At 69.2% G+C, this 21,645-nt stretch carries 23 protein-coding genes; 22 read left to right on the top strand and 1 reads right to left on the bottom strand.

Annotated elements, in window-relative coordinates; translation table 11 throughout:
* Window positions 1-16: 16 nt before the first annotated feature.
* From OG689_RS44520 to OG689_RS44575, 12 genes are all read left to right on the top strand, one after another.
* Window positions 17-1,336, top strand: coding sequence for a ParB N-terminal domain-containing protein (locus OG689_RS44520; RefSeq protein ID WP_266329358.1), 1,320 nt, complete (start codon window positions 17-19; stop codon window positions 1,334-1,336).
* Entirely contained in the window at window positions 1,333-2,439 is a 1,107-nt protein-coding gene (locus tag OG689_RS44525; RefSeq protein WP_266329359.1) for a DUF4417 domain-containing protein, read from the top strand. The genes OG689_RS44520 and OG689_RS44525 overlap by 4 nt, the downstream gene beginning before the upstream one ends.
* A gap of 89 nt (window positions 2,440-2,528) precedes the next feature.
* Complete coding sequence (locus OG689_RS44530; protein ID WP_266329360.1) at window positions 2,529-2,939, top strand: hypothetical protein; 411 nt, start codon at window positions 2,529-2,531, stop codon at window positions 2,937-2,939.
* Complete coding sequence (locus tag OG689_RS44535; protein WP_266329361.1) at window positions 2,939-5,671, top strand: hypothetical protein; 2,733 nt, start codon at window positions 2,939-2,941, stop codon at window positions 5,669-5,671. Before OG689_RS44530 ends, OG689_RS44535 begins: the two co-directional genes overlap by 1 nt.
* Window positions 5,671-7,965 carry a hypothetical protein gene (locus tag OG689_RS44540; RefSeq protein WP_266329362.1) on the top strand — a complete coding sequence of 765 codons (2,295 nt, stop codon included), beginning with the start codon at window positions 5,671-5,673 and terminating at the stop codon, window positions 7,963-7,965. Before OG689_RS44535 ends, OG689_RS44540 begins: the two co-directional genes overlap by 1 nt.
* Before the next feature lie 41 nt (window positions 7,966-8,006).
* Window positions 8,007-8,465, top strand: coding sequence for a hypothetical protein (locus OG689_RS44545; RefSeq protein ID WP_266329363.1), 459 nt, complete (start codon window positions 8,007-8,009; stop codon window positions 8,463-8,465).
* Between the two features lie 583 nt (window positions 8,466-9,048).
* A complete protein-coding gene (locus OG689_RS44550; RefSeq protein WP_266329364.1) occupies window positions 9,049-9,471 on the top strand; it encodes a hypothetical protein in 423 nt (140 codons plus the stop codon).
* Between the two features lie 413 nt (window positions 9,472-9,884).
* Window positions 9,885-10,376: a hypothetical protein gene (locus OG689_RS44555; RefSeq protein WP_266329365.1), complete on the top strand. Its 492-nt coding sequence runs from the start codon at window positions 9,885-9,887 to the stop codon at window positions 10,374-10,376.
* A gap of 82 nt (window positions 10,377-10,458) precedes the next feature.
* Window positions 10,459-10,719, top strand: coding sequence for a hypothetical protein (locus OG689_RS44560; protein ID WP_266329366.1), 261 nt, complete (start codon window positions 10,459-10,461; stop codon window positions 10,717-10,719).
* The gene (locus OG689_RS44565) at window positions 10,709-11,140 is read left to right on the top strand and encodes a hypothetical protein (RefSeq protein ID WP_266329367.1); all 432 of its coding nucleotides are present in this window, start codon (window positions 10,709-10,711) and stop codon (window positions 11,138-11,140) included. Before OG689_RS44560 ends, OG689_RS44565 begins: the two co-directional genes overlap by 11 nt.
* Window positions 11,141-11,487: 347 nt before the next feature.
* The gene (locus OG689_RS44570) at window positions 11,488-12,276 is read left to right on the top strand and encodes a hypothetical protein (protein ID WP_266329368.1); all 789 of its coding nucleotides are present in this window, start codon (window positions 11,488-11,490) and stop codon (window positions 12,274-12,276) included.
* Between the two features lie 598 nt (window positions 12,277-12,874).
* Window positions 12,875-13,204, top strand: a complete 330-nt coding sequence (locus OG689_RS44575; protein ID WP_266329369.1) for a hypothetical protein — start codon at window positions 12,875-12,877, stop codon at window positions 13,202-13,204.
* Between the two features lie 81 nt (window positions 13,205-13,285).
* Here the strand turns inward: OG689_RS44575 and OG689_RS44580 are convergent, their stop codons facing one another.
* Window positions 13,286-14,923 (bottom strand): ADP-ribosylglycohydrolase family protein, encoded by a 1,638-nt coding sequence (locus OG689_RS44580; protein ID WP_266329370.1) that lies wholly within the window; start codon window positions 14,921-14,923, stop codon window positions 13,286-13,288.
* A 317-nt stretch (window positions 14,924-15,240) separates the two neighbouring features.
* Between OG689_RS44580 and OG689_RS44585 the strand changes: the two genes are divergently transcribed.
* The 10 genes from OG689_RS44585 to OG689_RS44630 form a co-directional block, all read left to right on the top strand.
* Window positions 15,241-15,651, top strand: a complete 411-nt coding sequence (locus OG689_RS44585) for a hypothetical protein (RefSeq protein WP_266329371.1) — start codon at window positions 15,241-15,243, stop codon at window positions 15,649-15,651.
* A 272-nt stretch (window positions 15,652-15,923) separates the two neighbouring features.
* Window positions 15,924-16,151: a hypothetical protein gene (locus OG689_RS44590; protein ID WP_266329372.1), complete on the top strand. Its 228-nt coding sequence runs from the start codon at window positions 15,924-15,926 to the stop codon at window positions 16,149-16,151.
* Window positions 16,152-16,212: 61 nt separating this feature from the next.
* A complete protein-coding gene (locus OG689_RS44595; protein ID WP_266329373.1) occupies window positions 16,213-16,449 on the top strand; it encodes a hypothetical protein in 237 nt (78 codons plus the stop codon).
* A 298-nt stretch (window positions 16,450-16,747) separates the two neighbouring features.
* Window positions 16,748-17,122 (top strand): hypothetical protein, encoded by a 375-nt coding sequence (locus tag OG689_RS44600; protein WP_266329374.1) that lies wholly within the window; start codon window positions 16,748-16,750, stop codon window positions 17,120-17,122.
* Window positions 17,123-17,136: 14 nt separating this feature from the next.
* On the top strand, window positions 17,137-18,000 hold the full coding sequence (locus OG689_RS44605) for a hypothetical protein (RefSeq protein WP_266329375.1): 864 nt from the start codon (window positions 17,137-17,139) through the stop codon (window positions 17,998-18,000).
* Window positions 17,997-18,554, top strand: a complete 558-nt coding sequence (locus OG689_RS44610; protein WP_266329376.1) for a hypothetical protein — start codon at window positions 17,997-17,999, stop codon at window positions 18,552-18,554. The genes OG689_RS44605 and OG689_RS44610 overlap by 4 nt, the downstream gene beginning before the upstream one ends.
* A gap of 95 nt (window positions 18,555-18,649) precedes the next feature.
* Window positions 18,650-19,417: a hypothetical protein gene (locus OG689_RS44615; RefSeq protein WP_266329377.1), complete on the top strand. Its 768-nt coding sequence runs from the start codon at window positions 18,650-18,652 to the stop codon at window positions 19,415-19,417.
* Between the two features lie 66 nt (window positions 19,418-19,483).
* Window positions 19,484-19,672: a hypothetical protein gene (locus OG689_RS44620; RefSeq protein ID WP_266329378.1), complete on the top strand. Its 189-nt coding sequence runs from the start codon at window positions 19,484-19,486 to the stop codon at window positions 19,670-19,672.
* A gap of 96 nt (window positions 19,673-19,768) precedes the next feature.
* Complete coding sequence (locus OG689_RS44625; RefSeq protein ID WP_266329379.1) at window positions 19,769-20,539, top strand: hypothetical protein; 771 nt, start codon at window positions 19,769-19,771, stop codon at window positions 20,537-20,539.
* 116 nt (window positions 20,540-20,655) lie between these two features.
* Window positions 20,656-21,645 (top strand): tyrosine-type recombinase/integrase (locus OG689_RS44630; protein WP_266329380.1); only part of this gene is annotated, 990 nt, incomplete at its 3' end.

Genomic DNA, 21,645 nt, shown 5'->3' on the forward strand with positions numbered 1-21,645 from the left:
AAAGGAATCCTCGGCCATGAGCACCGCCACCCTCGACGACGCGCCGCCGACCGGCGGCAACATGATCCACCTTGCCGAGATCCTCCAGCGCAGCACCAGGTTGCGGCAGCGCCGCTTCGAGATGCTGCCGCTGCGCGGGCCCGGCTCCGCGTTCACCGAGCCCCAAGGGCGGAAGCCAGGTGACCTGACCGCGCCTGAGGAGCTGTCCGACCTGATCTCGTCCATGTCGGTGGTCGGCCTGCTGGAACCCGTCCTGGCCGAGGAGATCACAGTCGCCAGCCGCGCCCCGACCATCCGGCTGGTCACCGGGGAGCGGCGGCTGCGAGCCATGCGCTGGGGCGCGGTGAACCTGCCGGACAACCCGCATTTTGGAGCGCTGGCAGCTGTGGTGTGCCCAGGGCCTCTCTCGGACGAGGAGAGGCACATGTGGAGATTCATCGAGAACTTCGCCCGTGAGCCCCTGCGGCCCGGCGAGCAGGCAGCCGCGCTCATGTACCAGCGGTGCGCGGTGCTGGTGGGAAAGCTGCTGCGCGCCGGCCGGCCGGTTCCCGCAGAGGTGTACTCGATCGCCGACTCCATCGAACGGTTCAAGGCCCTCGAGCGGATCCGGGCCAACGACCAGAGCTGCGCAGCCCCGTGGTCAGAGGTGCTCAGCCGGCTCGGCCTCCAGCTCTCGGAGCGAAAGGCCACCGAGCTCGTCCGCGCCTTCCGCGAGCTGCCGCGGGAGCTGACCGAGGAGATGGACGAGCAGGAGATCCGGCTCAACACCCGGATCCGGTTCGCCCAGCTGCGCCGTGGCCGCGCCGATGCCGCCTCGGAGATCTGGGCGGCCTTGAAGGGCAGCGGCCGCCTGCACCTGCTCCCCAGCGCGGTCGACATCGGACTCGGCGACCCGGGCCTCGACGCGGAGCAGGTCATTGAATCGGCGGAGGAGCGGCAGGAGCAGGCGAACGCCGGCAGGCGGGCGAAGCTGAGCCGGGTTCCGGATCCCGCCCCAGGCAGCGAACAGGAGGAACCGGAGGCTGAGGCCATCACGTGCGAGGACGACTCTCCGCCGGGCTACACCCCTGTCGTACTCGACGACCACCGGCACCAGGTCACTGGAGCCATAGCCGAACAGGCGCAGCCCGTCGAAGTCCCGGATGCGCCTCCAGCGGACGCCCGTGCGGTCCGCACCGCACTGGACGGGCTGCGATCACTCCTTGCGGAGCTGCGCGCCGGCCGCCAACTCGGACGCTACGACCGGGGCTCCGTGCTGCTGGCCGTCCGAGAGCTCGACCAGGCCCTCACCCACGAACCCGCCGTCGCCACTGATGAGAGCGAGAACGCCGCATGACCACTGTCTCCCTTCCCCTGCCCCGTGTCGGTGTCCCGCTGCCCGGCCGCGGCTGCAACTGCGCCGCCTGCGCATTCTGGGCCGGCCCGGACGGCCACGGCGGACCCGCCACGGTCGAACCGCTGTGCTCGGGAACGAACTCCGACTGCTCGTACTGCGGGTGCGCGGCCACCGAAGCCGGCTCACCGTCGGGGGCGTGCGGCGGGTGCCCGATCCGCTGCGGAAGCCGTGCCGACATCGCCCAGTGGATGGCCGATGTCGGCGGCACGCTCACCTTCGACGACATCACCATCGATGGCGAGCTCCCTAACTTGCCGTCCTTCGTCCCCATGACTGACGGGTCGGCGGTGACGCAGCTGGATGCGAGCCTGCGGTGGGCCGCCTATGGAGTGGGTCTGCGCCGCGTGTTCTCGCCCGACACCCACACCATCTACCCCCGGTTCGCCGGCAAGCAGGCACGCGAAGCCCTCGCCCTGCGGGACGAACAGAAGGCCGTGCTCGTCGGCTACGGCGAGGACCCGCTCGTCGAAGCGTTTTGGACGTACCGCAAGCGCGACGGCCTGGTCGAGGAGATCGCCTCCCAGGGATGGGACCTCGTGCTGTCGCCGAACTACAGCATCTACGGCAACTGGCCCCGCACCGAGCACCTGCTGAACATGCGCCGCGCGCTGATGATCGCCCAGGAGTTCGCCGACGCCGGAGTGTGCGCCGTCCCGAACGTGTACTGGTACAGGCTCGAGGATCTCCAGCGCTACACAGCCTGGATCGAGGACGCACCTCCGCCGGCGATCGCCGTGAACGTCCAGACCGTCCGGGAGAACAACAACTGGGACAGCTGGGCCCTGCCCGGCCTCTACTGGCTGGCCGAGAACCTGCCCGCCGACCTGCCCGTCATCCTGACGGGGCTCTCCCGCATCGACCGGATCGCCCAGGTTGTCGCCCTGTTCGGCAGCCGCCTGACGCTGATCAGCCAGAACCCGCACCAGTACGCCCTCCACGGAGCGATCATGACGGCAAACGGGCGGGAGGACGTCCATGCCCGCCCGGGGGACGCGTTCGCGTCGACGGTGCAGTTCATGTCCTCCCTTCTCCCGCGCCGATGACGACCTCCAGAAACTGACCCCCGCTTCCATGTCACACGGAGGCGCTTTTTGACACCTCTATGAGGCGAACCCCACGGGAGGAGCCTCTGATGTCGACACCCACCTCACCGCGGCCGGAGCCCGGAGCGCCCGAAGCGCTCCCGGCGCCGGCTGCATCCAGCTGGAGCGTGTGGATCCTGACGGTCTGGCACCCCGCTCTCGGGCTCGCGGTCGACCCCGTCGCCGTGCTGGCCCTGGACTCCGCACCCGACGCCGACCCTCAGGAGAGTCTGGTCTGGGTCCCGCTCGTGTACGACGAGGGCAACCCCTGGCGTGAGCGCCTGGCCGACGGCATCACCGAGGAGAACCTCACCCGGTGGCAGGCCGAGTCCGGGGTCTGCCAGATTGCCCAGGCCGAGATCCCCGAAGGTGCCGTTGACCTGCGGCATGCCGCAGAGCTCGTCCTCGACGAGCTTCTCGCCGAGGTCATACCGGCGCTACCGCCGCGGGCCGGTGTCTGATGGGCACCAACTCCAAGAGCAGCCATGCCTCCTACGCCATTGCGCCGAGCGGCGTCCCCGAGGCCGTTGCCGAGGCCGCGCCCGCGGCACCCGCCGAGGAGCAGCTCAGCGACGAGATGGTCATGGCGAAAACCAAGCTCATGGTGGCGATGGACAACCTTGAGGTCATCGCAGCCGGCGGCGAGCTTGCCCAGGGCGGGTACCCGCTCGGCGGGTACGACGACCTGCCCCAGGACCCGGTCGAGCAGTACGACATCTTCGTCAACCAGATCCACGACGCGCGCGAGGCCATCGAGCAGATGAAGGCCGCCGGTGCCTCCGACGAGGAGGTCCAGGCCGAGCTCGACGCCCTGCGGGCACAGTCCCTGGCGTACCTCAACGCACTCGACCCGGCGGACCTTCAGCAGATCGCTGCGGCGAAGGGCTTCGAACACCCGGCACTGGTCGGCCTGTCCGGGAAAGGCCAGCATCCACTGGTCCACTGGCTCGACCCGTATTACGCCGACGGCATCAAGTCCAAGAACGCCATCCAGGCCGCTGCGCTGAAGCGGTACGACCAGCTTGTCGCCGGCGAGACGGTCGGCGGGATGACGCTGGCGGACCTGCACACAATCGAGGGTGCCCCGCCGGTCTCCACCAACGCGGACGGCACGTGGACGGCAACGCCGGCGCAGATCGCCAGCGCGGCCGCAAACGTCGACGCGTCGATCTCAGGGCTGCCGCACCCCAAGCTGATGCAGCTGACGAGCGAGCAGCTGCAGGAGGTCCTGCAGGCTGAGCACACCCTGGCGACGGCTCACAGCCCCGATCAGGGAGACGAACTCGCGCAGCTGCAGGCGCAGGCCAAGCTGAAGGTCGACGCGGCCCTGAACAAGGCGTACATCGGCAACGGCACCGTTCTGCCGGTCGTCCAGGCGGCCGTCGCCAACGGCGACCTCACCGAGACCGAGGCCGGCAGGCTCAAGCCGCGCGAGCTCGTCGCCCTGATGCGCTCCACCACCCCGGAGGACGAGAAGCAGGCTCTCAAAGAGACGGCACTGGCGCGCCAGGACAGTCTCACGGCGCTCGACGCCGCGCTGGACGAGCACGTGATCGCCAAGCCGAACGCCGACGCTGCGCTCTCCCTTCCCAACCTCGCGGACGGCCCCAACTCGGCGTCCGCAGTGGTGGCGTGGGCCAAAAGCACCGGCGAGGTGTACAAGTACCAGCAAGAGGCCAAGGACTGGATCTACAGCGTCCTCCCGCCGGCGAGCGACATCTCGACGGACAATGCGGGGCTGCTCGTCGCTCACGAGGTCGACCCGAAGGCCCTCACCACCGAGGTCAACGCGTGGGCGAAGCAGCAGAAGCTGAGCGACCTGCGGGACATCGCGGGACAGCTCGGCATGCCGGACCCCGGGAAGGCCAGCCGGGCGCACGTGCAGAACTACATCGCTGCGAGCTTCAACCCCGACCTCGACAAGGAGGCGATCAACGCCAAGGTGGCCGCCGCCGCGGCCAAGAAGACGGCCGCTGCCGTTCCCGCCACCAGCCCGGCCACAGGCCTCGCCTCGGACGAGGCGGTGCAGGCCCTGAAGAGCAAGCTCGCAAACGCCGCTCCGTCGGCGCAGTCGGCAGCGTCATCCGCTGCTCCGACGCCGTCGTCCGGGACGTCGCTGACAGCCGAGAGCAAGGTCGCGGCGGCCATCCAGATGGGCGCCAGTCCCGCTCAGGCTCAGAAGCTCGCCCAGGCGGCTCCGGCTGCGTCGAAGCCGGTGCCGAAGGCGCCCGTGAAGCCGGCCAAGCCAGGATCGTTCAACGCCAAGGTGCAGGCGCTCGTCGCCAACCTGCAGCAGGTCAAGGCGACTGCACAGGATGTACCGGTCCGTATCGACTCCGACGTGGTCGGCTCGTGGGACCTCGGGCCAGGCACGGCGGCGAACCTCGGCGGGACCTACAGCAAGACGCTCCACAGCGCGCCCGACGGTTCCAGCTGGCTCTTCAAGGCGGACCACCACGGCCACGGCGCGATCGCCCACGCGGAAGCCGCGGCGTCGCACGCGCTGTCGCTCGGCGGCGTCCCCGCCGTCCCGGTGTACGTGAAGAAGGTCAACGGCAACTCTGGCAGCGTCCAACCGATGTTGAAGGGTGCCACGCACTTCTCGTCCGACCCTCACTCCTGGTCCCAGACCGAGGTCGACGCCATCGTGCGCAGCCATGTCGGCTCCTGGCTCGTCGGTGACCACGACGGACACCAGCAGAACGTGCTGCGGACCGCCTCGGGGGGCCTGGTCCACATCGACCGGGGTCAGGCTTTCAAGCACTACGGCGAGGACAAGCTGAGTCTCGGCTACGCGCCGTCGGGCGGCGGCTCCTTCACACCGGTCCACCAGAAGCTGTACTCGGCTGCGCTGTCGGACGGTCTGGGTGCGGGAGTCAAGATCAACCCCAGTGTGGTCCACCCGATCATCAAGAACTTCGAGGCGATCCCCGACTCACAGTGGCGCTCGCTGCTGCACTCCACCGCGCACGAGGGCGCCAAGGCTGGCGTGCACTGGGTGCCTGCCATGCGCAAGCAGGCGGCCAAGACGCACAAGGTGCCCGCGTCCCAGGTGAGCCACGAGCAGATCGCCGAAGCATTCCTGGACCACGCGGTCGCACGTAAGCAAGGTCTGCGGAAGGCGTTCGCGGACTTCTTCGTCAGTGACCTGAAGATGCCCACGGCGGCGTCCCTGAAGCACGGAGCTAACTGATGGGAACCAACTCGAAGTCGAGCCACGAGTCGTACGCCGTCTCCCCGACGGTGACCGCAGAGGTTCCGCCGGCCCCGATCGACCTCGGGCCGTCGGCGGTCCCTGGTGAGATCCTCGCGGACTGGGAGCTGGACCTGCTCAAGACCGCGGTGCCGGAGCCGGCGGCGGACCTGCAGGAGACGGAAGCCGCGCAGGAGGAGGGCGGGCTCCCGCTCCTGGAAGGTGAGCACCAGGCCGAAGCGTCCGAGGGCGGCGGTGCGGGCGGGGACCTGTCGGCGCCGCTGCCGGAGTCCGAGGCTGCCGCCATGCCCGTATCCGGCAGCGAGGAGGACGGGCCGCCTGGCGGAGCTGCGGCAGATGATGTCCTGTCAGAGACGGCCTCGGGCGCTGAGCCCAACGAGGACGACGGCGTCGCTTCGGCCGCAGCGGGAGACCTCGGGGGCGGTGTCGCGGATGTGGAGGAGCCTGAAGAACCCGAGGTACCCGAGGAGACCGATCCGCCTCTGACTCCGATACCCGACGCCCCTCCAGCCGGCGTCGCAACCGGCACACCGGTCCTCGTCGGCGGTGAGGACTTCCTCGACTCCCAGGCAACCCTCGTCTCCTACAACTCCCCGGCCGGCCCTCGCGAGGTCCTGCTCGCCCACGTCAGCGAGGAGGCCGAAGCCAAACTGCTCGACGCTCTGAGCGTGTCCGGGACCAAGATGATCGACATCGAGGTCGAGGAGGCGGTGCATGAGCGCCTCGAGCTGGACAAGAAGGCACAGCTCGCCGAGCTGGTGACCTCGGCGACCACCTCGGTCCAGCACAAGCTGAAGAACAGCCTTCCGATCTCCGAAGCCTCCATCCAGAAGCACCAGAAGGCGACCGAAGCGGTCACCGCAGTCCTGAACTCCCCGGACCTGACCGACGACGAGAAGGCGATGGCCCAGCACTACATGGGCCAGCTCCAGCAGGTCGGCGACAAGATCGAGAACGGCGGCACACCGCTGCCGTGGATGGAGCCGTACCAACAGACCGTCACGAAGCTGGTCACCAAGCAGATACCCGCCCCTTCAGAGGACCCGGAGCCCGGCACCCTGGCCGCCCAGCTGCGGGACGCCAGCCGCATCAAGGCCTCGATGAACCCTGACACCGGCGAGACGTCATGGAACGGAACGTCGCGCAGCAAGGCAAACGGCAAGGAGTACGCGATCGACCTCGGCGAGGGGTGGAGCGCGGTGTACCGCCCGTACGCCGGCAACGACCCCTCGAGCACCGAGTTCTCGATGCGCGGCCAGCTGGAGGTCCACGCGCCGGTGGGCGCCGGCAACGGCAAGGAGCTGGTGGAGCGCCTCGAGCAGCTGCACCTGGTCAACAAGCCGATGACGGCGGCAGAGGGCGAGTGGACCTACCTCTCCAACAACATCACCGCACAGGGGCTCGGTAGCGCCGCCGGCATGAAGGCGGCGTTCGCCGAGGCCAAGGGCCTGGAGGACCTGCAGGTGCAGGAGATCATCCACCAGCGCGCCGAGTCCCTGATCGGCCTCGGCGAGGACGAGCTGCACCAGCAGGTGAAGCGCATCCAGCTCGAGGCCGCCCAGACGGTCCTGCCGAAGAAGGTCTCGGTACTGCGCGAAGCCGTGGCGAAGGCGACCGGCTTCGACAGCGGCAATGCTCTGGCTTCCAGCGCCGGGTACGACCCCACCCCGGCCGCGTCCGGCGGGTGGCTCACCTGGTCCCGATTCGACGTAACCGGGAAGTCCGCCGAGATCAAGGAGGCGTACAAGGGGAAGTCGCTGACCCACGGCATCGGCAAGGGGGACATGGTCAAGCTGTTCGGTACCGGGGTTCTCGCCTCCACGGAGAAGCGTGCCGTGATGGGCATCGGAGGTGGCCTCGGCATGTCAGAACAACAGGACAAGTACACCGGAGGGGCGAACAGCGTCTTCCTGCGAGTCTCCGGAACCCAGGCCCACCACGGCGGCGGCATGCTGGTCTGGGACGACCCGTCTGTCCTGATGCGCCGCTCCGACTACTACGCCTACGACGGTGACCACTACGGCGCCATCAACCCTGCAAAGAGTGGCATGTCGGGGCTGACCCGGAACCCGATGAAGATCGCGAACTTCAGCGCGAGCAGCAACGAGGTCATGTTCCGCGACGGCATCGACCTGCTGGGCGCCGAGGCTCCCAGCCGGATCGTGTGCAACTACGCCCACGAGCGCGCCGCGCTGCTGGAGTCCTTCAAGACGCGAGGCATCACCCACCTCGGCGGCAAGGCCGTCGAAGATGTTGTCCAGCACGCCTACTGACCGCCTTCCGACGAGTGACAACCAGCAAGGAGACCGTTCACATGAACACCTGGCATCAGCGCTTCGCCGATCTGCTCGCCGGCAACCACACCACTACCGGCGACCAGGTCGACGCCGGCGCGCAGCTCGTCGTCACCTCCGCCGACGGCACGGAGATGTTCCGGCAGGCACTGGCCCGGCATCACCGGGCCGACCCGGACGACGCCCACCTGATATGGATTCGGCCGCTGCTCGGCGGTTTCGATGCCGAAGACGGCTACGTGTTCAACCTCAACCTGGCCCGGCGGCGCGCGCTGAACTGGACTGACGGACGGTTGGAGGAGAGCGGCGACGTCGTGCTCCACCTGGTGTCCGGTGAGGTCGCCAGGGTCCAGCCGGCTGAGGATCAGGAGCTGGCGGAACTGCAGCGTTGGGACGCCTTCACCGACCGGTTCAGCGCGGAGGAGGACGCCGAGCTCGGGCGTCTGGAGGCGGACTCGTGGCACGGGCGGTTCTCATGACGACTGTCCGCAGCACGTCCGCGCCGGCGTCTTGGCATGATGGCGCCCGGGCCGGCACCGCGCCGGCAACCGTCCCCCGATCGGGGCGGTCCCACGGCTCTGGAGGAGGTGGCGCCATGCGCAGTACCCGACGGGACGTCAGTGCTCCGGCTGGCCGGCGCCCGAAGCAGGGCCTGGGTCTGCAGGTACCGACATGCCTGGCGCCGGTCACCGATGCCGGCGTCACCCGTGTAGGGGCGAGGCCGTTCAAGCGAGGAGTCCGAGCTTCGGAACCCGTTGCGCGGCCGATCGCGGGCGTGGCAGGTGGCGGTAGCGCGGAGGGGCTGCGGACGCCCAGCTCGCCGCCGCGGGAGGCGGCGGCCGGCACTCGCCGCCAGCCGCTGCCGGGCAGGGCCCGGGAGGGGACGGTGCTTGCACAGGCCTTGGGGGCGCTCGCGCGAGCTGATCGCACTCTCGCGGAGCGGGGCCGCGTGGCGACAGCGCGGCCGACGGCCAGCGCTGGCTTCCGCCCGGAGCTCCAGGCTGCCGACGGCCGCCGGCCGGTGCTTCGATCGCCGGCTGCTTTCGGAAGGGAGGGCCGGTCATGACCGTCCATCGTGGAGACCCGCGAACCGTTGCGCGTCACGAGGCCCTGCGCAGCCCGCTCCCTGCGGAGGAGCTGCTCGAACCTGTCACGACCAAGTGGCTGAGGAATCGGGCGGGCTTGTTCATGCGCGCGGCCAGCCGGCCTTTCGCGCTGACCTTCGACCTCGCCCGCTACTCCGAAGCCAGCGGGCTGGCGTTCCACGAGCACTACGTTGCCCAGGTGTACCGAGGCGATGCGGGCAACCGCCTCGACGTGCCGCTGATGGCGGTGAACCTGGCTCTGGTCCCGACCCGGGAGGCTGCCGACAAGGTGCTCGCTCACGAGAGCATGCATCTGCGCTGGCCCAGCTACGGCCACAAGAGACAGGCCTTCGCGGGCGCGCAGAACCTCCTCGACAAGGTCGGCCTGGACGCCAGCTGACCCGTGGTCGTCCTTGCCGAGCGCACCAGCCGCTCGGCAAGGACGACCGCAGTGCAATCCAGTGCGCCTCTTTGGAACCCTGACCAATCTCACTAGGCATTGCACAACTCTATTTCAATCTGTATAGTCATTGCCGTGAGGGCGGGACAGTCCTCCGGTAGCGACCATCCCGAAGGAGTCGCTTCGGCGACTCGCTCCGTGCCGCCACTCCCCCTGGGCGGCACGGAGCCGCCGAGGCCCGGACCGGCTCATCCCCTGGCCGGTCCGGGCCTCACCATTCGGCCGATCGCGATTCGCAACCGCTGGAGACGCGCCCGGACGACACAGACCTCAGTCGCGGCGCGCCAGCGCCCCGCCATGCCTGCCCAGAGGGCGAGACAGCCCCGAGCCACGTCGATCACCAGGAGCAAGTGATGCACCCTGTCGCCACCCGTCCGCAGCTCGACATAACCGAGTCGGCCCTGAGGGCCTCGATCCTCCGCGCCCGCACCGGCCTGGAGCCGGTCCTCGGGCGGGACCCCGCCGTCGTCCTGGCTCCCTCGGACCCCAGCAGCGTCGCCGACCTCATGCGCCACCGGTTTCAGCTGGACCGGAGCGTGCCGCTCTACGTGCACCAGGACACGCATCACCCCCTGTTCCACGACGGTGCCCATCTGCGGGCCGTGCGGATCGATGTGGCGCTCGGCCGCCCACGGGCCTTCCTCGCGTCCTACGACTCCTCCCGGAACGTCACTTTCAGCCTGTTCGCCCCGTGCCCGCACTGCTCGGCACCGGTTCCCACCGTGGCCGTCAACCGCCTTGAGGACCTCGGCGACTGGGAGCTCAACGCCCGCGACATGGTCGAAGCCCCGCACTTCCGTACCTCTCCGCTGCACTGGCACGACTGCACGCTCGCTCGCCGCTGACCTCTCACCCCGTCCGAACCCCACTCCCTCGCGCCCCCGGCTCATCGAGCCGGGGGCGCCCTGCATAAACGGAGGACTTCCCATGGAAGCCGGCACCGTTACGGTCACCGCCTACGTGAAAGCGACCCGCACGGTCGTGCACGACGTCGCCCTGACCCTCGAGCTGTCCGCCGCCCTCGCGAGCGACCCGAACCTGGTCCGCCGCCACATCGAGGACCTCAACCCCGGCGCGCTGTCCGCCGCATGCACGGACGAAACCGTGGACCGCGTCACCGATGTCGCACTGCTGCACGTGAGCAGCATCGACGTCGTCACCGACGGGGTGAACCGCGATGCCGACTGACCGCCCGAGCCCGTTCGGTTGTGTCGTCCTCACCCCGAGCAGCGACACGGCCAACCGCCCGCGCCGCTCCACCCGAGACGATGACACATCGTTCCGCGAGCGCCTGGCCGACTTCCTGATCTTCCTCGTGCCGCTGTGCATCGCCGAGCTGAGCACCGCGTCCGACCAGGAGATCGACCACGTTCGCACCCACGCGTTGGAGCAGATCGCCAGCCACGGCGACGACCTCCAGTTCGGCGGCAAGCACCAGCGGTCGTCGCGCACCGCCCTGGCCAAGGCCCTCGCAGTCCTGGCCCGGGCCGAGGGCGGAGTCACCGCGCTCGGCGTTCACGCCTGCCTCGCTCCTCACGAGGGCTGCCCGGGCCGCCAGCCACGTCACACCACTTCCTATCCCGTCGGTACAACGGAGCGAGCGTCATGACCGAGTCAACCAAGAGCAGCACCGGCAAACGGCGCTGGCTGCTCGTACTCACAGGCTGACCCTGCCCGTCCCGTGCCGGCCGGATCATCCGGAGGCCACGTCCGCCCGAGGGCCCCACCAGTCGCTGGTGGGGCCCATTCGGTGCTCCCCGCCAAGGGCGCGCCACAAGTCGAATTGCGCAACCCTATAAGGCTCTGTAGCTTGTACCACAGGTGGCTACCTGCACCTTGCGCCAGCAGCCAGGCCGGTCAGTGGCTGGCGCCCGCATCCGAACAGCACAGCCGAGTCCTCGCCATTGGAGGTGGTGGCCGGCACCCGATTAGGCCACGCCGGCCCTTGGAGAGACGATGATTCCCGCAGGTTCCACCACCGAGCAGACCACCTATGACCTGATGGCCGAGCGCTACGGCGTGCATCGCACCACGGCGTTCCAATGGGGCCAGGAGCCGGACTTCCCTCCTCTCCTCCACCGGGCTGGCAAACTCGAGATCTTCGACGCGGACGCCGTCGACCAGTGGCTCAGGCAGCGCTACCCCGGAACGTGGGCCAAAGGCCAGCGGGGCAAGAATCCACTGGGCCTTCCTCCCGGTGGCGATCGTGATCTCCTCCCCCTGCGGAGGATCGGCGAGCTCGAGGGGAAGGCGCTGGGCCGCGAGGCGACACCGATCGGAACGCTGCGCACCTATATCTCGAAGGGCACCCTGCCCCAGCCAGATCGGAAGCCGGCAGACGGGCAGAAGCCAGACGTCACCGAGCCGATGTGGTTCCGCTCCACGGCGTACGCCTACCTGAACCGGCCACGCAGGACACGCCGGACACGGTCGGAGACCGCCCCCGCCCAGGAGGCGCAGCGCCCGCCGGCCCCGAAGGATCTGCTCAACGACCTCGACCTCCCTGCGGGCGAGGACACCGACCTGCTGACGCTCGAGGAGATTCGCGAGATCGACAGCGCCGTCCGCGGTCGGCCGGCTCCCAAGGCCTCCACGCTGAAGGTCTATATGGCGGACGGCAGGATGGCGAAGCCTGACCGGCTCCCTGGCGACGGCAAACAGCCAGCGGTTGAGGAACCGAGCTGGTTCCGCAGCACCGCGTACACCTTCGTCAGGCGGCCTCGGACCGGCCGGCCGCGGTCATGACGCCGGCCTCGCAGGCTGCAGCCCCGCACCGCACGCAGACCATGGAGGAACGACGATGAGCAAGCGCCAGGCGCCGGCCCGACTTGCTGCGGCAGATATCAGCACTTCCTACGACGTGGACCCCAGGACCGTCGCGGCATGGGCTCGCCTGCTCAACTTCCCTGTCGCGGACGAGGAAGGCCTGAGGGACACGGCTCAGGTGGACTCGTGGGTCCGGGCGAACCGGCCTCAGTCGTGGCCGGCCAAGGTGGAGCTGGTCCCCGGCAGTCCGGGTGGCCAGCAGGTGGAGGTTGGCGCCTCCGAGAAGGGAGTGGGAAGGCGGTCCCAGGGGAAGGGCGGTGCGCGCGGCCCGTCAACACCGCAGGCCGGCCTGGATGAGGGCGCGGGACCTGCCGCGGTGCAGCGACGGGTCGGTGCTGCAGCACGGCCAGCTACGGAGACCGTGGAGTCCCGGGCAGCGGATCAAGGCCTTCGCCAGGTAGACCTCGCTCGACGCTACGGGCTCTCCGCAGGGGCGGTGGCTGCGTGGACCAAAGCCTCAGGGTTCCCGGCTCCTGTGGCACCCGGTCGGTGGGATACGGGGCAGGTCGACGCCTGGGTGAAGGAGAACCGCCGGCACGCGTGGGTGCAGTTCAGCGGTGAGGGCTCGGCGATGGTGATCTCCCCGCCGGAGGGTCACCCGCTCGATCTGATCGATATCGGCGGCTACGCGGAGATCATGGGAAACGCCACCAGGGGGAGGCCCGTGGAGCGCGGCACCCTGCAGTCCTACAAGAGCCGGGGGGAGATTCCGCCTCCCGATCGAAAGCGTGGCGACCGGAAGAAGCCGCCGGTGTTCGAGGACATGTGGTTCCGAAAGACGATTGAGGACGACCTGCGGAAGCGGCGTCAGGGCCTGCCCCGGACAGAGCAGGCCGGCCGCGAGTAGTCGCGACCTCAAGCCAACGGGGTGCGGGCCTGGCCCAGGGAGTTCCCTGGGCCAGGCCCGCACCTCGCTGTCGTTTGGCGGCTACCGCCAGGGCAGCCACGAGGCGATCCGCGAGGGACGCTCCGGGGGCGACGGTGCATCGCCCGTGGTCAGCTCGTACACCGCGTCGTGCATCTCCAGATGTGCATGCAGCGTCCAGTTGCCATCGAGAGCGTTGTGGACGTCGCGGAGCGCCGCCTTGGGAGCGGTGCCGGTGAACAGGTAGCTGTACAGGGCCGCGACGGCCGGCGTTCGGCTGCGTCCGGCAACGCAGTGGAGCAGTACCCGCCTCCCGTCCAACCGGAGGCGCAGCAGCTCGCGCGCCGCCTGGTCGAGGACAAAGTGAAGGTTGGCGTTCGCCCCCGGCTTGTCCACCAGCCACACACGGACGTGTTCGACGGGCGTACCCGTGAGGATCGGGTCAGAGCCCACGCGGCAGAGTGAGATGACAGCGTCCGCCGGCGCGCGTCCGGTGAATTCGGTCAGTGTGAGGTTGCCGAGGACGACGTCGGGGTCGTGGGGGTGGTTGCGCGAGAACGCCGCTCCCGCGAAGACGGGTGTACGCACGCGCGGCGCGGACGGCCATCCGTCGGTGTCGTCCTGGCCGCCGCGTGCCGTCAGAACGGCCAGGCGGATGAGATCGGCGCTCGTGTTGCTCGGCCATCCGTTGACGGCTTGCTGCCAGGAGAGCGGAATGCCGGAGCAGCCCCAGCGCGCGCCGAGCAGCGCCCCGGCGATGGCCGCGACGGTGTCGGTGTCGTTCCCCGACCGGACGGCCGCCTCCAGAGCGAGCTGGAAGTGCTGCGCCGGGAAGCTCCCCTGGCCGGGGAGTAGCGGCGGCACGGGGGTTCGGGTGATCGCGGACCACGCGGCCTGTAGGGCGGCAACGACCCAGCCGTTCGGGTTGAAGTGGTGCGGGGGATGGGCTTCTGCCTCGTCGAGGATCTTCGTCCACTTTGCCTGTCGGTCGTGCGGCAGGAGGGCAATGCCGTTGCGGACACCGTTGAACGTGCCGTCGAGCACCGCCGTCCGGACGCCGGAGCACCAGAGGACACAGGCGTCGACGCAGTCCAGGTCGGCATGGGTGAGGGAGCTGACGAGGGCGGCGGCCTCGGCCATGGCAGTCGGATCGTCGAGGTAGGCGAGCGCGATGACGCTGGTGCGCATGAGGGAGCCGTTCCCGGCGCTTCGGTCGTGGGTGGCCGTGAAGTGGCGGGAGGCGTCGAGCATTGCCTGTGAGGAGGAGCCCTGGTTGCTGCGGCGGGCGGCGCCGAGAACCGCGCTGGTCTGCGAGCCGATGTCGCTGCAGCCGTTGGAGCGCCAGTGGTGGATGTTGTCCGCGATCCGGTCAAGTGCTTCGGTGGTGCGCAAGTCCGCTCCGGTGGCGGCTACTTCAGCGATGCAGAGCTGCATCTGCGTATCGTCGGAATACTCCCCCGGAGCGTACGGACCTAGACCGCCGCCGATCATCATCGGGCGCTGGTCCGGGCGGAGCGTGGGCTTGAACTCGTAGGGGACTCCGAGAGCGTCGCCGACGGCGGCACCCAGCAGCACTCCGGCGGCGCGGTCGGTACGGCGCTCGTCCAGGCGGGGTGCGACGGTGGGGGTCTGCCAGATCGGCTCGGTACGGCGGCTCTGTCGGGTGCGGCGCGGGGTGCGACGAGGCATGGCGAGCTCCAATGCGCTGTGATTGCGGCGGGTTGGGGAGGATTCCGGGCTTGCGGACTACGGAAGCGTCCAGCGGCCCGCGATGCGGCGGGAGAGTGCTTCCCGGCCGGTTCGGTTGAGAGCTTGCCACAACTTCGGACGTTGCACAACTCTATATGCTTATGTAGTATCACTGGTGTTGGGAACGCGTCTCCGCTCCCAGGCGGCCGATGCGGTCAACGTCTGCCGACCCATCAGCCAAGGCCCCCGGTGATCACCGACCACCCGTCCTGATCGACCGGCTCCCACTTGACCGGCGCCCGCAGCCAACGTCTCCAAGGAGTTCTCCCGTGACCTATACGCAAACCGAGATCAACACCGCACTCAGCGCCGGTATCGAGATGACCGCCGAGGCAGCGGGGCAGGAGATCACCGACGCCCCGTTCCCCCAGGTGCGCGCCGCAGCCCTGGCAATCCTCGCCAACGAGGCCCGGCCCTCGAACGAGGCTGCGAGCATCGCGACGGCGCCCGACGATGGGCGTGCCTTCACCCCCGAGCAGGTCAACCAGGCCGTCAACCGCGCCGTGGACGACACTGCCGAGCGCGTGGGACGAGGCTGCGCCAACGACCGGGACAACCTCCTCGTGAACGCGGTCCTCACCCTCCTGGAGGATCCCGAGGCGGAGTTCAGCGATGTTGCGGACACCTGCTACGGCGAGGACCCGGACACAATCGCCGGATGGGCCCGGATCGCCGTCTGATCGCCCGTCCCAGCCACAGGGACCCGCAGACGTGAAGTACCGCTACCGCGCCGGCCTACGGCCGAGCAGGCCCCCCGGATCCCCTGCATCGCCTCTCCCATCCGGACGGCTGAGCACCCCGGCGGCTTCCGCTTCTTCCTTGCGTGGCCCCACCACAGCAGAGGACCTGCCGTCGGCACCGATCCGGGAGGCCTGAGCTCTGCGGCACTCGCCGAGAACAACGACATCGAACTGATGGGAAAGCCACCCCGATGGACATCTACACACCGACGGTGGGCGACATCGTGTACGCCCACCGCGACACCGTCCGGCGCGCAGCCCGGATCGAAGGCATCACGCGCGACAAGCATTCCGCCTTCGAGGACAAGTGCCAGTTGCGGTACCCGGAAGCCCCGTGGCTGATCCCACTCCGGGCGGACCAGGTAAGCCTGCACCCGGAGGGTCCGGCGGCCTTGGTCCTCACCGCCCAGCGCAGCGCACCGGACGATCCGGCAGCGTAACGAGGCGCCATTCGCGGGGGCCGGACAACCGGCCCCCGCTCAAAGACTGGGGGAGGCCACTGTGGCCACGCATGACCTCACCAAGCTCATCAGCGACGCAGATGCACGCAGCCTCAGGGCGGCTCTGCGAGCGACCATCGACGCGATCGCCTGGTACGTCCCGGTGCCGGCACCGGACTACAACGACACCGACGACACCATCGCGCGGCGCGAGGCCAGGGCCGAGGTCGCCCAGGACACCCTGGAGGCGATCCGCGAGGTTCTGACCACCGCATCAAGCGACCAGCCCAGCGGCTGACGCCTCATCACACCAGTCCACCATCGACATGCGAATCGCACCCACTGCTCTTCCTAGGAGCCACCCAATGACCGCCTCCTGGCGTTCCGTCCCCATGCCCGCGCCTGTCGCCCGCCTGCCGCGCACGCGTGCCGGTCTTCCCGTCCCGGGCAACGCCTCCTGGTACGGCCCGGAGTCGAACGGCCCTATGTTCGTCGCCCACGACGCAGACCTGGGGGCCCACATCGCGTGCCCCTGTTCGCCGGGCGTGGGGACGCCCGCTTTCGGTGACCAGTGCCCCAGCCGTCAGCGGGAGTTCATGCTGAGGCGGAGGTGCAGCGTCTGCACAAACGCCATCTCCCTGACGGATCGGCTCGCCTTCCTGGGCGATGCCACCCTGTCGTTCTACCTGGAACCGCCGATCCACCTCGCCTGCGCGGCCTACGCCCTGCAGGTCTGCCCCAAGCTCCACGGCGCCGGCGCCCGGATCGAGGTCGCGCTCACCCGGACGTACACGCTCCGCGAGACGCGCCTCACCGGAGTCAACGCAGTGCTCAAGCCGACCCGCGCCCTCTTCGATTACCAGGACCCCGCAGCTCGAGGACACCTTCTTGAGTTCTACGTCGCCTATCCGGAAGCCCCTCAGCGGGTGCCGGCGCCGGAGTGGCTTGCCCGCGACGTCGAGCAGCGGTGACAGTCCCAGCTGCCGTGATCAAGGAATTCACCATGCGAAACCTCCTGTCCCTGTCCTTCGGCCGAGTTCTGTCCGGCCACGACACCCTGCACACGGCGATGGGAGCTGCTGTCGGCGCCCTTCGGCACCCTCCCGGCGTGCTCGGGAGCCCGGAGCCCGCCTGGAGCGTGGAGGCGCGGCTGGACCGCGAACCGTTCCTCTGGGCGCTGGTCGCGCCCAGCGGCACCGGCGCAGCTGTTCTGAGTCCGGCCGCAGCCGGCGGCCAGGCGGAGTACGAGCTACGTGTCTGCGAGGGCTCGTCGGGGATTCGGCACGGTCCGGCGTGCCGTAGGTGGTCGGTCCGGCTGGTGGGCGGTGAGCTCAGCGTGATCACCGGCCAGGCCGGGACACTCGAACACGCCGGGATCTGGGTTCGCGTCAGAAGCGGGGCGCCCTTGGCCGACCGGCTGGCTCTGGATGCCCGAGACCTGTTGGCACGGGCAGGGGAGACGCTTCGCCCGGTACGTGCACTCAGCGACGGCGCACTGGCGGACCCGCGGACCCGGGAGGAGCGGCTCACTGCCGTCGAAGAGGAGGTTGTGAGCCTGATGGCCGCGCACCCTGCGGATCCAGCCGGCGTCGCTCCCGCGGTTCTTCGCGGGACGGCGTCTGGTGACGCCCCGTCTCGGCTGCATCTGAGTGTCCAGGCCTGGGCATCCGGTGTCGTCTCCGTCTGCGGGCTGTGGCTCGACGAGAATCTCGCGGCCGCTGTCGGCCCCCTGCCCGAGCCCTGCAAGTTCTGCTTCGGGCTGGCTCCGCTGGACCCCGTGCCGGTCTTCACCGGCCCGGAGCACGATGCCTGGACGGCGTACCTGGCCCGTCGAGGCGGCAAGCGATGACCGGCGACCGGTCCGCGATCGCACGCCGGTTCGCGGCCGGGCTTCCCGAGCAGCTCGCAGCGCTTCCCAAGGATCCGCGCGGCTTTCCGATCACGTTCGTCACCGCCGTCGGTACCAACGGAGTCGCGGACTTCACGGAGGTGGACGGCCCCCGGAGAGCGAAGGCCATCATCGGTCACCTGTGCGGCGTGTGCGGCCAGCCCCTTCCCCTGGTCCGGGCCGTCATCGGCGGCCCGCAGGTCCTGACTGAGCACCTGTCCTTCGCCCCCCGATGTGCGTGGAGTGCGCGGTGTTCGCCGCAACGCATGCAGCAGCCGGCTGCCCCTTCCTCCTCATGCCCGGAGCCCGGTACCGCAAAGGGCATCCCACCCGAGAGCAGTCCCCGCTGGGTCGCCGGACAGCGAATGTCGTCCTTCTTCCTGGCCCGCACGTTCGCGCACGACGCCGTTCGTGTCCCGCTGCCCGACGGCAGCGACGACATCCTCGCCCTGTGCGCCCGGTGGACCAGCGTGGAAGAGATCTCCGGCGGGACCCTGACGCGCGTGCCCTCCTAAAACGGGCTTGCGTAAGTCTTTTTTGCTATGTATTGTCGCTACCTGGCCCCGGGATCTCCGCCGGCCCGACACTCAGACCGCGCGGAGCCCTCACGATGAGCCTGCTCATGCCCGAAACCGCTGATCACGACCTCCTGGAGCTGCTCACCGGCGCACCCTTCCGCGCGCCCTACCTGGCCGAGGTCCTCGACTGGATCACTCGAGCAGCAAGGGACGATCACGAGCGCGGACGCAGCCGGTCCGAGAGCCTGCCCGGAGAGGTCGTGCGGCGCCTGGAGGCCTACTCCAGGACCTTCGAGCTGGGAGCGCGCGAGCTCGCGGAACGGATGGCTGACGCCCGAAGCGCCCTGGCCGCCGTTGTTCACCACCACTACGTGGGACTGCTGCTGAAGGACAGCCCGGACGACCACAGGCACGGCCAGGTCGTCAGCGGCGCCTCCCTCCGCAGGCTGGCCACTGCGGTCGGCCGCGGTCGGGCGATCAGCGGCGGCCGCGCCACCGTGGTGATTGTGCACGGACCGGCCAGCACCTCGGTCTACCGCCCAGTCAGCCGCGACCACGCCCACCATCTCAAGCTCTCGGCACGCAAAGACAAGGAAGGAGCAGCCAGGCTGGCCGAGACGGTGACCGCCATTCTCGCCCGCCATGTCCGAATGGCCGACTGGAGCGATCCGGTAGGCGGCGGCGTCGAGGTGGAGGCCCGCAGCCACCTCGTCGCCGTCTCATGGCGCTCCACCCACGACGATGCACGCTCATGGATCGACGACGGCACCCGGGATCTGTGCATCGCCGCACTCAACCACCGAGGCCACACCGTCACCGTGTCGGCGGACGGAACCCTCCGAATCCACCCTCCCCTGTGACCACTGCCCACCACTGCCGTGCCAGTCGCCCCAGCGACCGACCAGCACCCACACAAGGAGGCCGCCATGCTCAACCAGATCAATGACGCCAACACGGCTGACGCGCTCGCCGCGTACGCGCTGCTGCGCACCCACAACACGGTCGTAGCGCTGCGGTCGGGCATCCTGTATTGGACAGGTGTTTTGAGAGCCGGTTGGGCAGTGGGATCGGGAGCCACCGGTTCGGGCAACGAGATTGAGAGCCATCTCGGCTGAGGGTGCGACACGCCGCGTTCGGAGCAATGTCATCGACTGCTCCGGTTGGACGCGACAGGCTGTGATCCTTGATCACGGTCATGTCAGGAGGCCGGGGTGGCTTTGTCGCGCGAGTTGCTGTTCGAGAAGATCCGGAGGGATCGCCGTGTCGATCCGACGGTCTCGGGCCGGCAGCTGGCTCTGCGTTACCGGGTGAGCCGCAACACGGTCGCCGAGGCGCTTCGCACGCCGGTCCCCAAGGAGCGCAAGAAGCCGGAGCCGCGGGGGTCGGTGCTGGAGCCGGTGATGGCCCGGATCGACGAGATGCTGTGGGCCGATCTGGAGGCGCCGCGCAAGCAGCGGCACACCATCGAGCGGATCAAGGTCCGCTTGGCGGTCGAGTACGACTTCGACCTGGCGTCGTACTCCACGATCCGCGACTACGTCCACGAGCGGAAGCCGCAGCTGTCGGCGCTGGCCAAGGAGGGCAGACGCCACCTGGAGGGCATGGTCCCGCAGGAGAAACAGCCCGGCCAGGAGGCGGAGGTCGACTTCGCGGACGTCTGGGTGGACCTGGCCGGCGAGCGGGTGAAGTGCGTGCTGTTCACCCTGCGCATGTCGTTCAGCGGGAAGTCCGTCCACCGGCTCTACGCGACCGCCTCCCAGGAGGCGTTCCTGGAAGGGCACGTGGCCGCCTTTGAGGCGCTGGGAGGTATCCCGGCCCGGCACATCCGCTACGACAACCTGAGGCCGGCCGTGAGCCAGGTCTGCTTCGGGCGGGACCGGCACGAGTCGACCCGCTGGGTGAAGTTTCGATCCTGGTATGTCCATGTTCCCGTGGGTTCATTGGTCGCGCCCAGTCCCGTGATGGCCTCGGCGGTTGCCTGATCTGCAGGTCTGTCTGGGCGGTACCCGCTCTGGCGAATGTTGCCGATCCTTCAGGATTTCTGAAGTCTCCTCAGCTGTTATGGTGAGGATGCCTGAAAGCTGAAGGGGAGGGACGGATGGCGCTGGCTGTCGTGCGCGACCTGCGGCCCAGTCTGCGGCTGGAGTCCGCTGAAGAGGTCGCCGCGTTCGAACAGGACCTGCTGGCGGAGTTCGTGCTCGCCCGCGCTTCCGCCGGGGTGTTGGACGACACGATCCGAGCGGACGTCGGCGGGGTCCTCGGGCTGCGGGAGTGGTTCGGCCGGCCGTTGTGGGAGATGCAGCCGCAGGACCTGGACCGATACTTCGGCCGGCACCGCCGCGGCTCGGCACCGGGCACGAAGGTCCGCCAGGCCGCCGCGTTCGCCGTCTACTTCGAGTTCCTGGAGCTGAGGCACAAGGCGACGATCCACGCGGCCACCGGCATGCTCGTCGAATCGCCGCTCGACGAGGTCAACCGACCCCGCGGCGGCACCGCGTCCCGCCTGCGGATCCCGCCCTCGGCCGGGGAGACAGCAAGGCTGTTCTCGGGCTGGCGGGAGGACATGGAGGCCGCGCGCAAGTACGCGCCGACCGCGCGGAACTACACGGCCGCCCGTCTGACCAGCCTGATCGGCCCGCGAATCTCGGAGCTGTGCCTGCTGCGGATCGGCGATGTCCGGTGGGATCTCGGACGGTTCGGCAAGATCCTCTTCAAGGGCAAAGGCAGCGTCGGCCGGGGGAAGAAGGAACGGCTCGTCCCGCTGATCAACGGGTCTCGGGACCTGCTGGAGTGGTGGGTCACCGGCCCCCGCTGGGAGTTCGACGACAGGGCCGAGGACCCCTTGGCCCCACTGTTCCCGTCCGAGCGCCGGTACGGCGACGGCTCCAGCCGACCCGTGACCGACGACGCGCTGCGATCCGGGCTCGCCGACGCGGTCGCACGCCATCTTCCGCACCAGACAGGTCAGTTGACGCCGCACGTGCTGCGGCACTTCGCAGCCTCGGACCTCTACCGCAACGGTATGGACGTCGTGGCCATCCAGGAAATCCTCGGCCACGAGTGGCTCAACACCACCATGATCTACGTG

This window comes from Kitasatospora sp. NBC_00240, assembly GCF_026342405.1.
Lineage (GTDB): Bacteria > Actinomycetota > Actinomycetes > Streptomycetales > Streptomycetaceae > Kitasatospora.

Excerpts from the sequence above, each read along its gene's own strand:
- OG689_RS44520 (WP_266329358.1), top strand. The coding sequence starts at position 17 with ATGAGCACCGCCACCCTCGACGACGCGCCGCCGACCGGCGGCAACATG.
- OG689_RS44525 (WP_266329359.1), top strand. The coding sequence starts at position 1,333 with ATGACCACTGTCTCCCTTCCCCTGCCCCGTGTCGGTGTCCCGCTGCCC.
- OG689_RS44530 (WP_266329360.1), top strand. The coding sequence starts at position 2,529 with ATGTCGACACCCACCTCACCGCGGCCGGAGCCCGGAGCGCCCGAAGCG.
- OG689_RS44535 (WP_266329361.1), top strand. The coding sequence starts at position 2,939 with ATGGGCACCAACTCCAAGAGCAGCCATGCCTCCTACGCCATTGCGCCG.
- OG689_RS44540 (WP_266329362.1), top strand. The coding sequence starts at position 5,671 with ATGGGAACCAACTCGAAGTCGAGCCACGAGTCGTACGCCGTCTCCCCG.
- OG689_RS44545 (WP_266329363.1), top strand. The coding sequence starts at position 8,007 with ATGAACACCTGGCATCAGCGCTTCGCCGATCTGCTCGCCGGCAACCAC.
- OG689_RS44550 (WP_266329364.1), top strand. The coding sequence starts at position 9,049 with ATGACCGTCCATCGTGGAGACCCGCGAACCGTTGCGCGTCACGAGGCC.
- OG689_RS44555 (WP_266329365.1), top strand. The coding sequence starts at position 9,885 with ATGCACCCTGTCGCCACCCGTCCGCAGCTCGACATAACCGAGTCGGCC.
- OG689_RS44560 (WP_266329366.1), top strand. The coding sequence starts at position 10,459 with ATGGAAGCCGGCACCGTTACGGTCACCGCCTACGTGAAAGCGACCCGC.
- OG689_RS44565 (WP_266329367.1), top strand. The coding sequence starts at position 10,709 with ATGCCGACTGACCGCCCGAGCCCGTTCGGTTGTGTCGTCCTCACCCCG.
- OG689_RS44570 (WP_266329368.1), top strand. The coding sequence starts at position 11,488 with ATGATTCCCGCAGGTTCCACCACCGAGCAGACCACCTATGACCTGATG.
- OG689_RS44600 (WP_266329374.1), top strand. The coding sequence starts at position 16,748 with ATGCTGAGGCGGAGGTGCAGCGTCTGCACAAACGCCATCTCCCTGACG.
- OG689_RS44610 (WP_266329376.1), top strand. The coding sequence starts at position 17,997 with ATGACCGGCGACCGGTCCGCGATCGCACGCCGGTTCGCGGCCGGGCTT.
- OG689_RS44615 (WP_266329377.1), top strand. The coding sequence starts at position 18,650 with ATGAGCCTGCTCATGCCCGAAACCGCTGATCACGACCTCCTGGAGCTG.
- OG689_RS44620 (WP_266329378.1), top strand. The coding sequence starts at position 19,484 with ATGCTCAACCAGATCAATGACGCCAACACGGCTGACGCGCTCGCCGCG.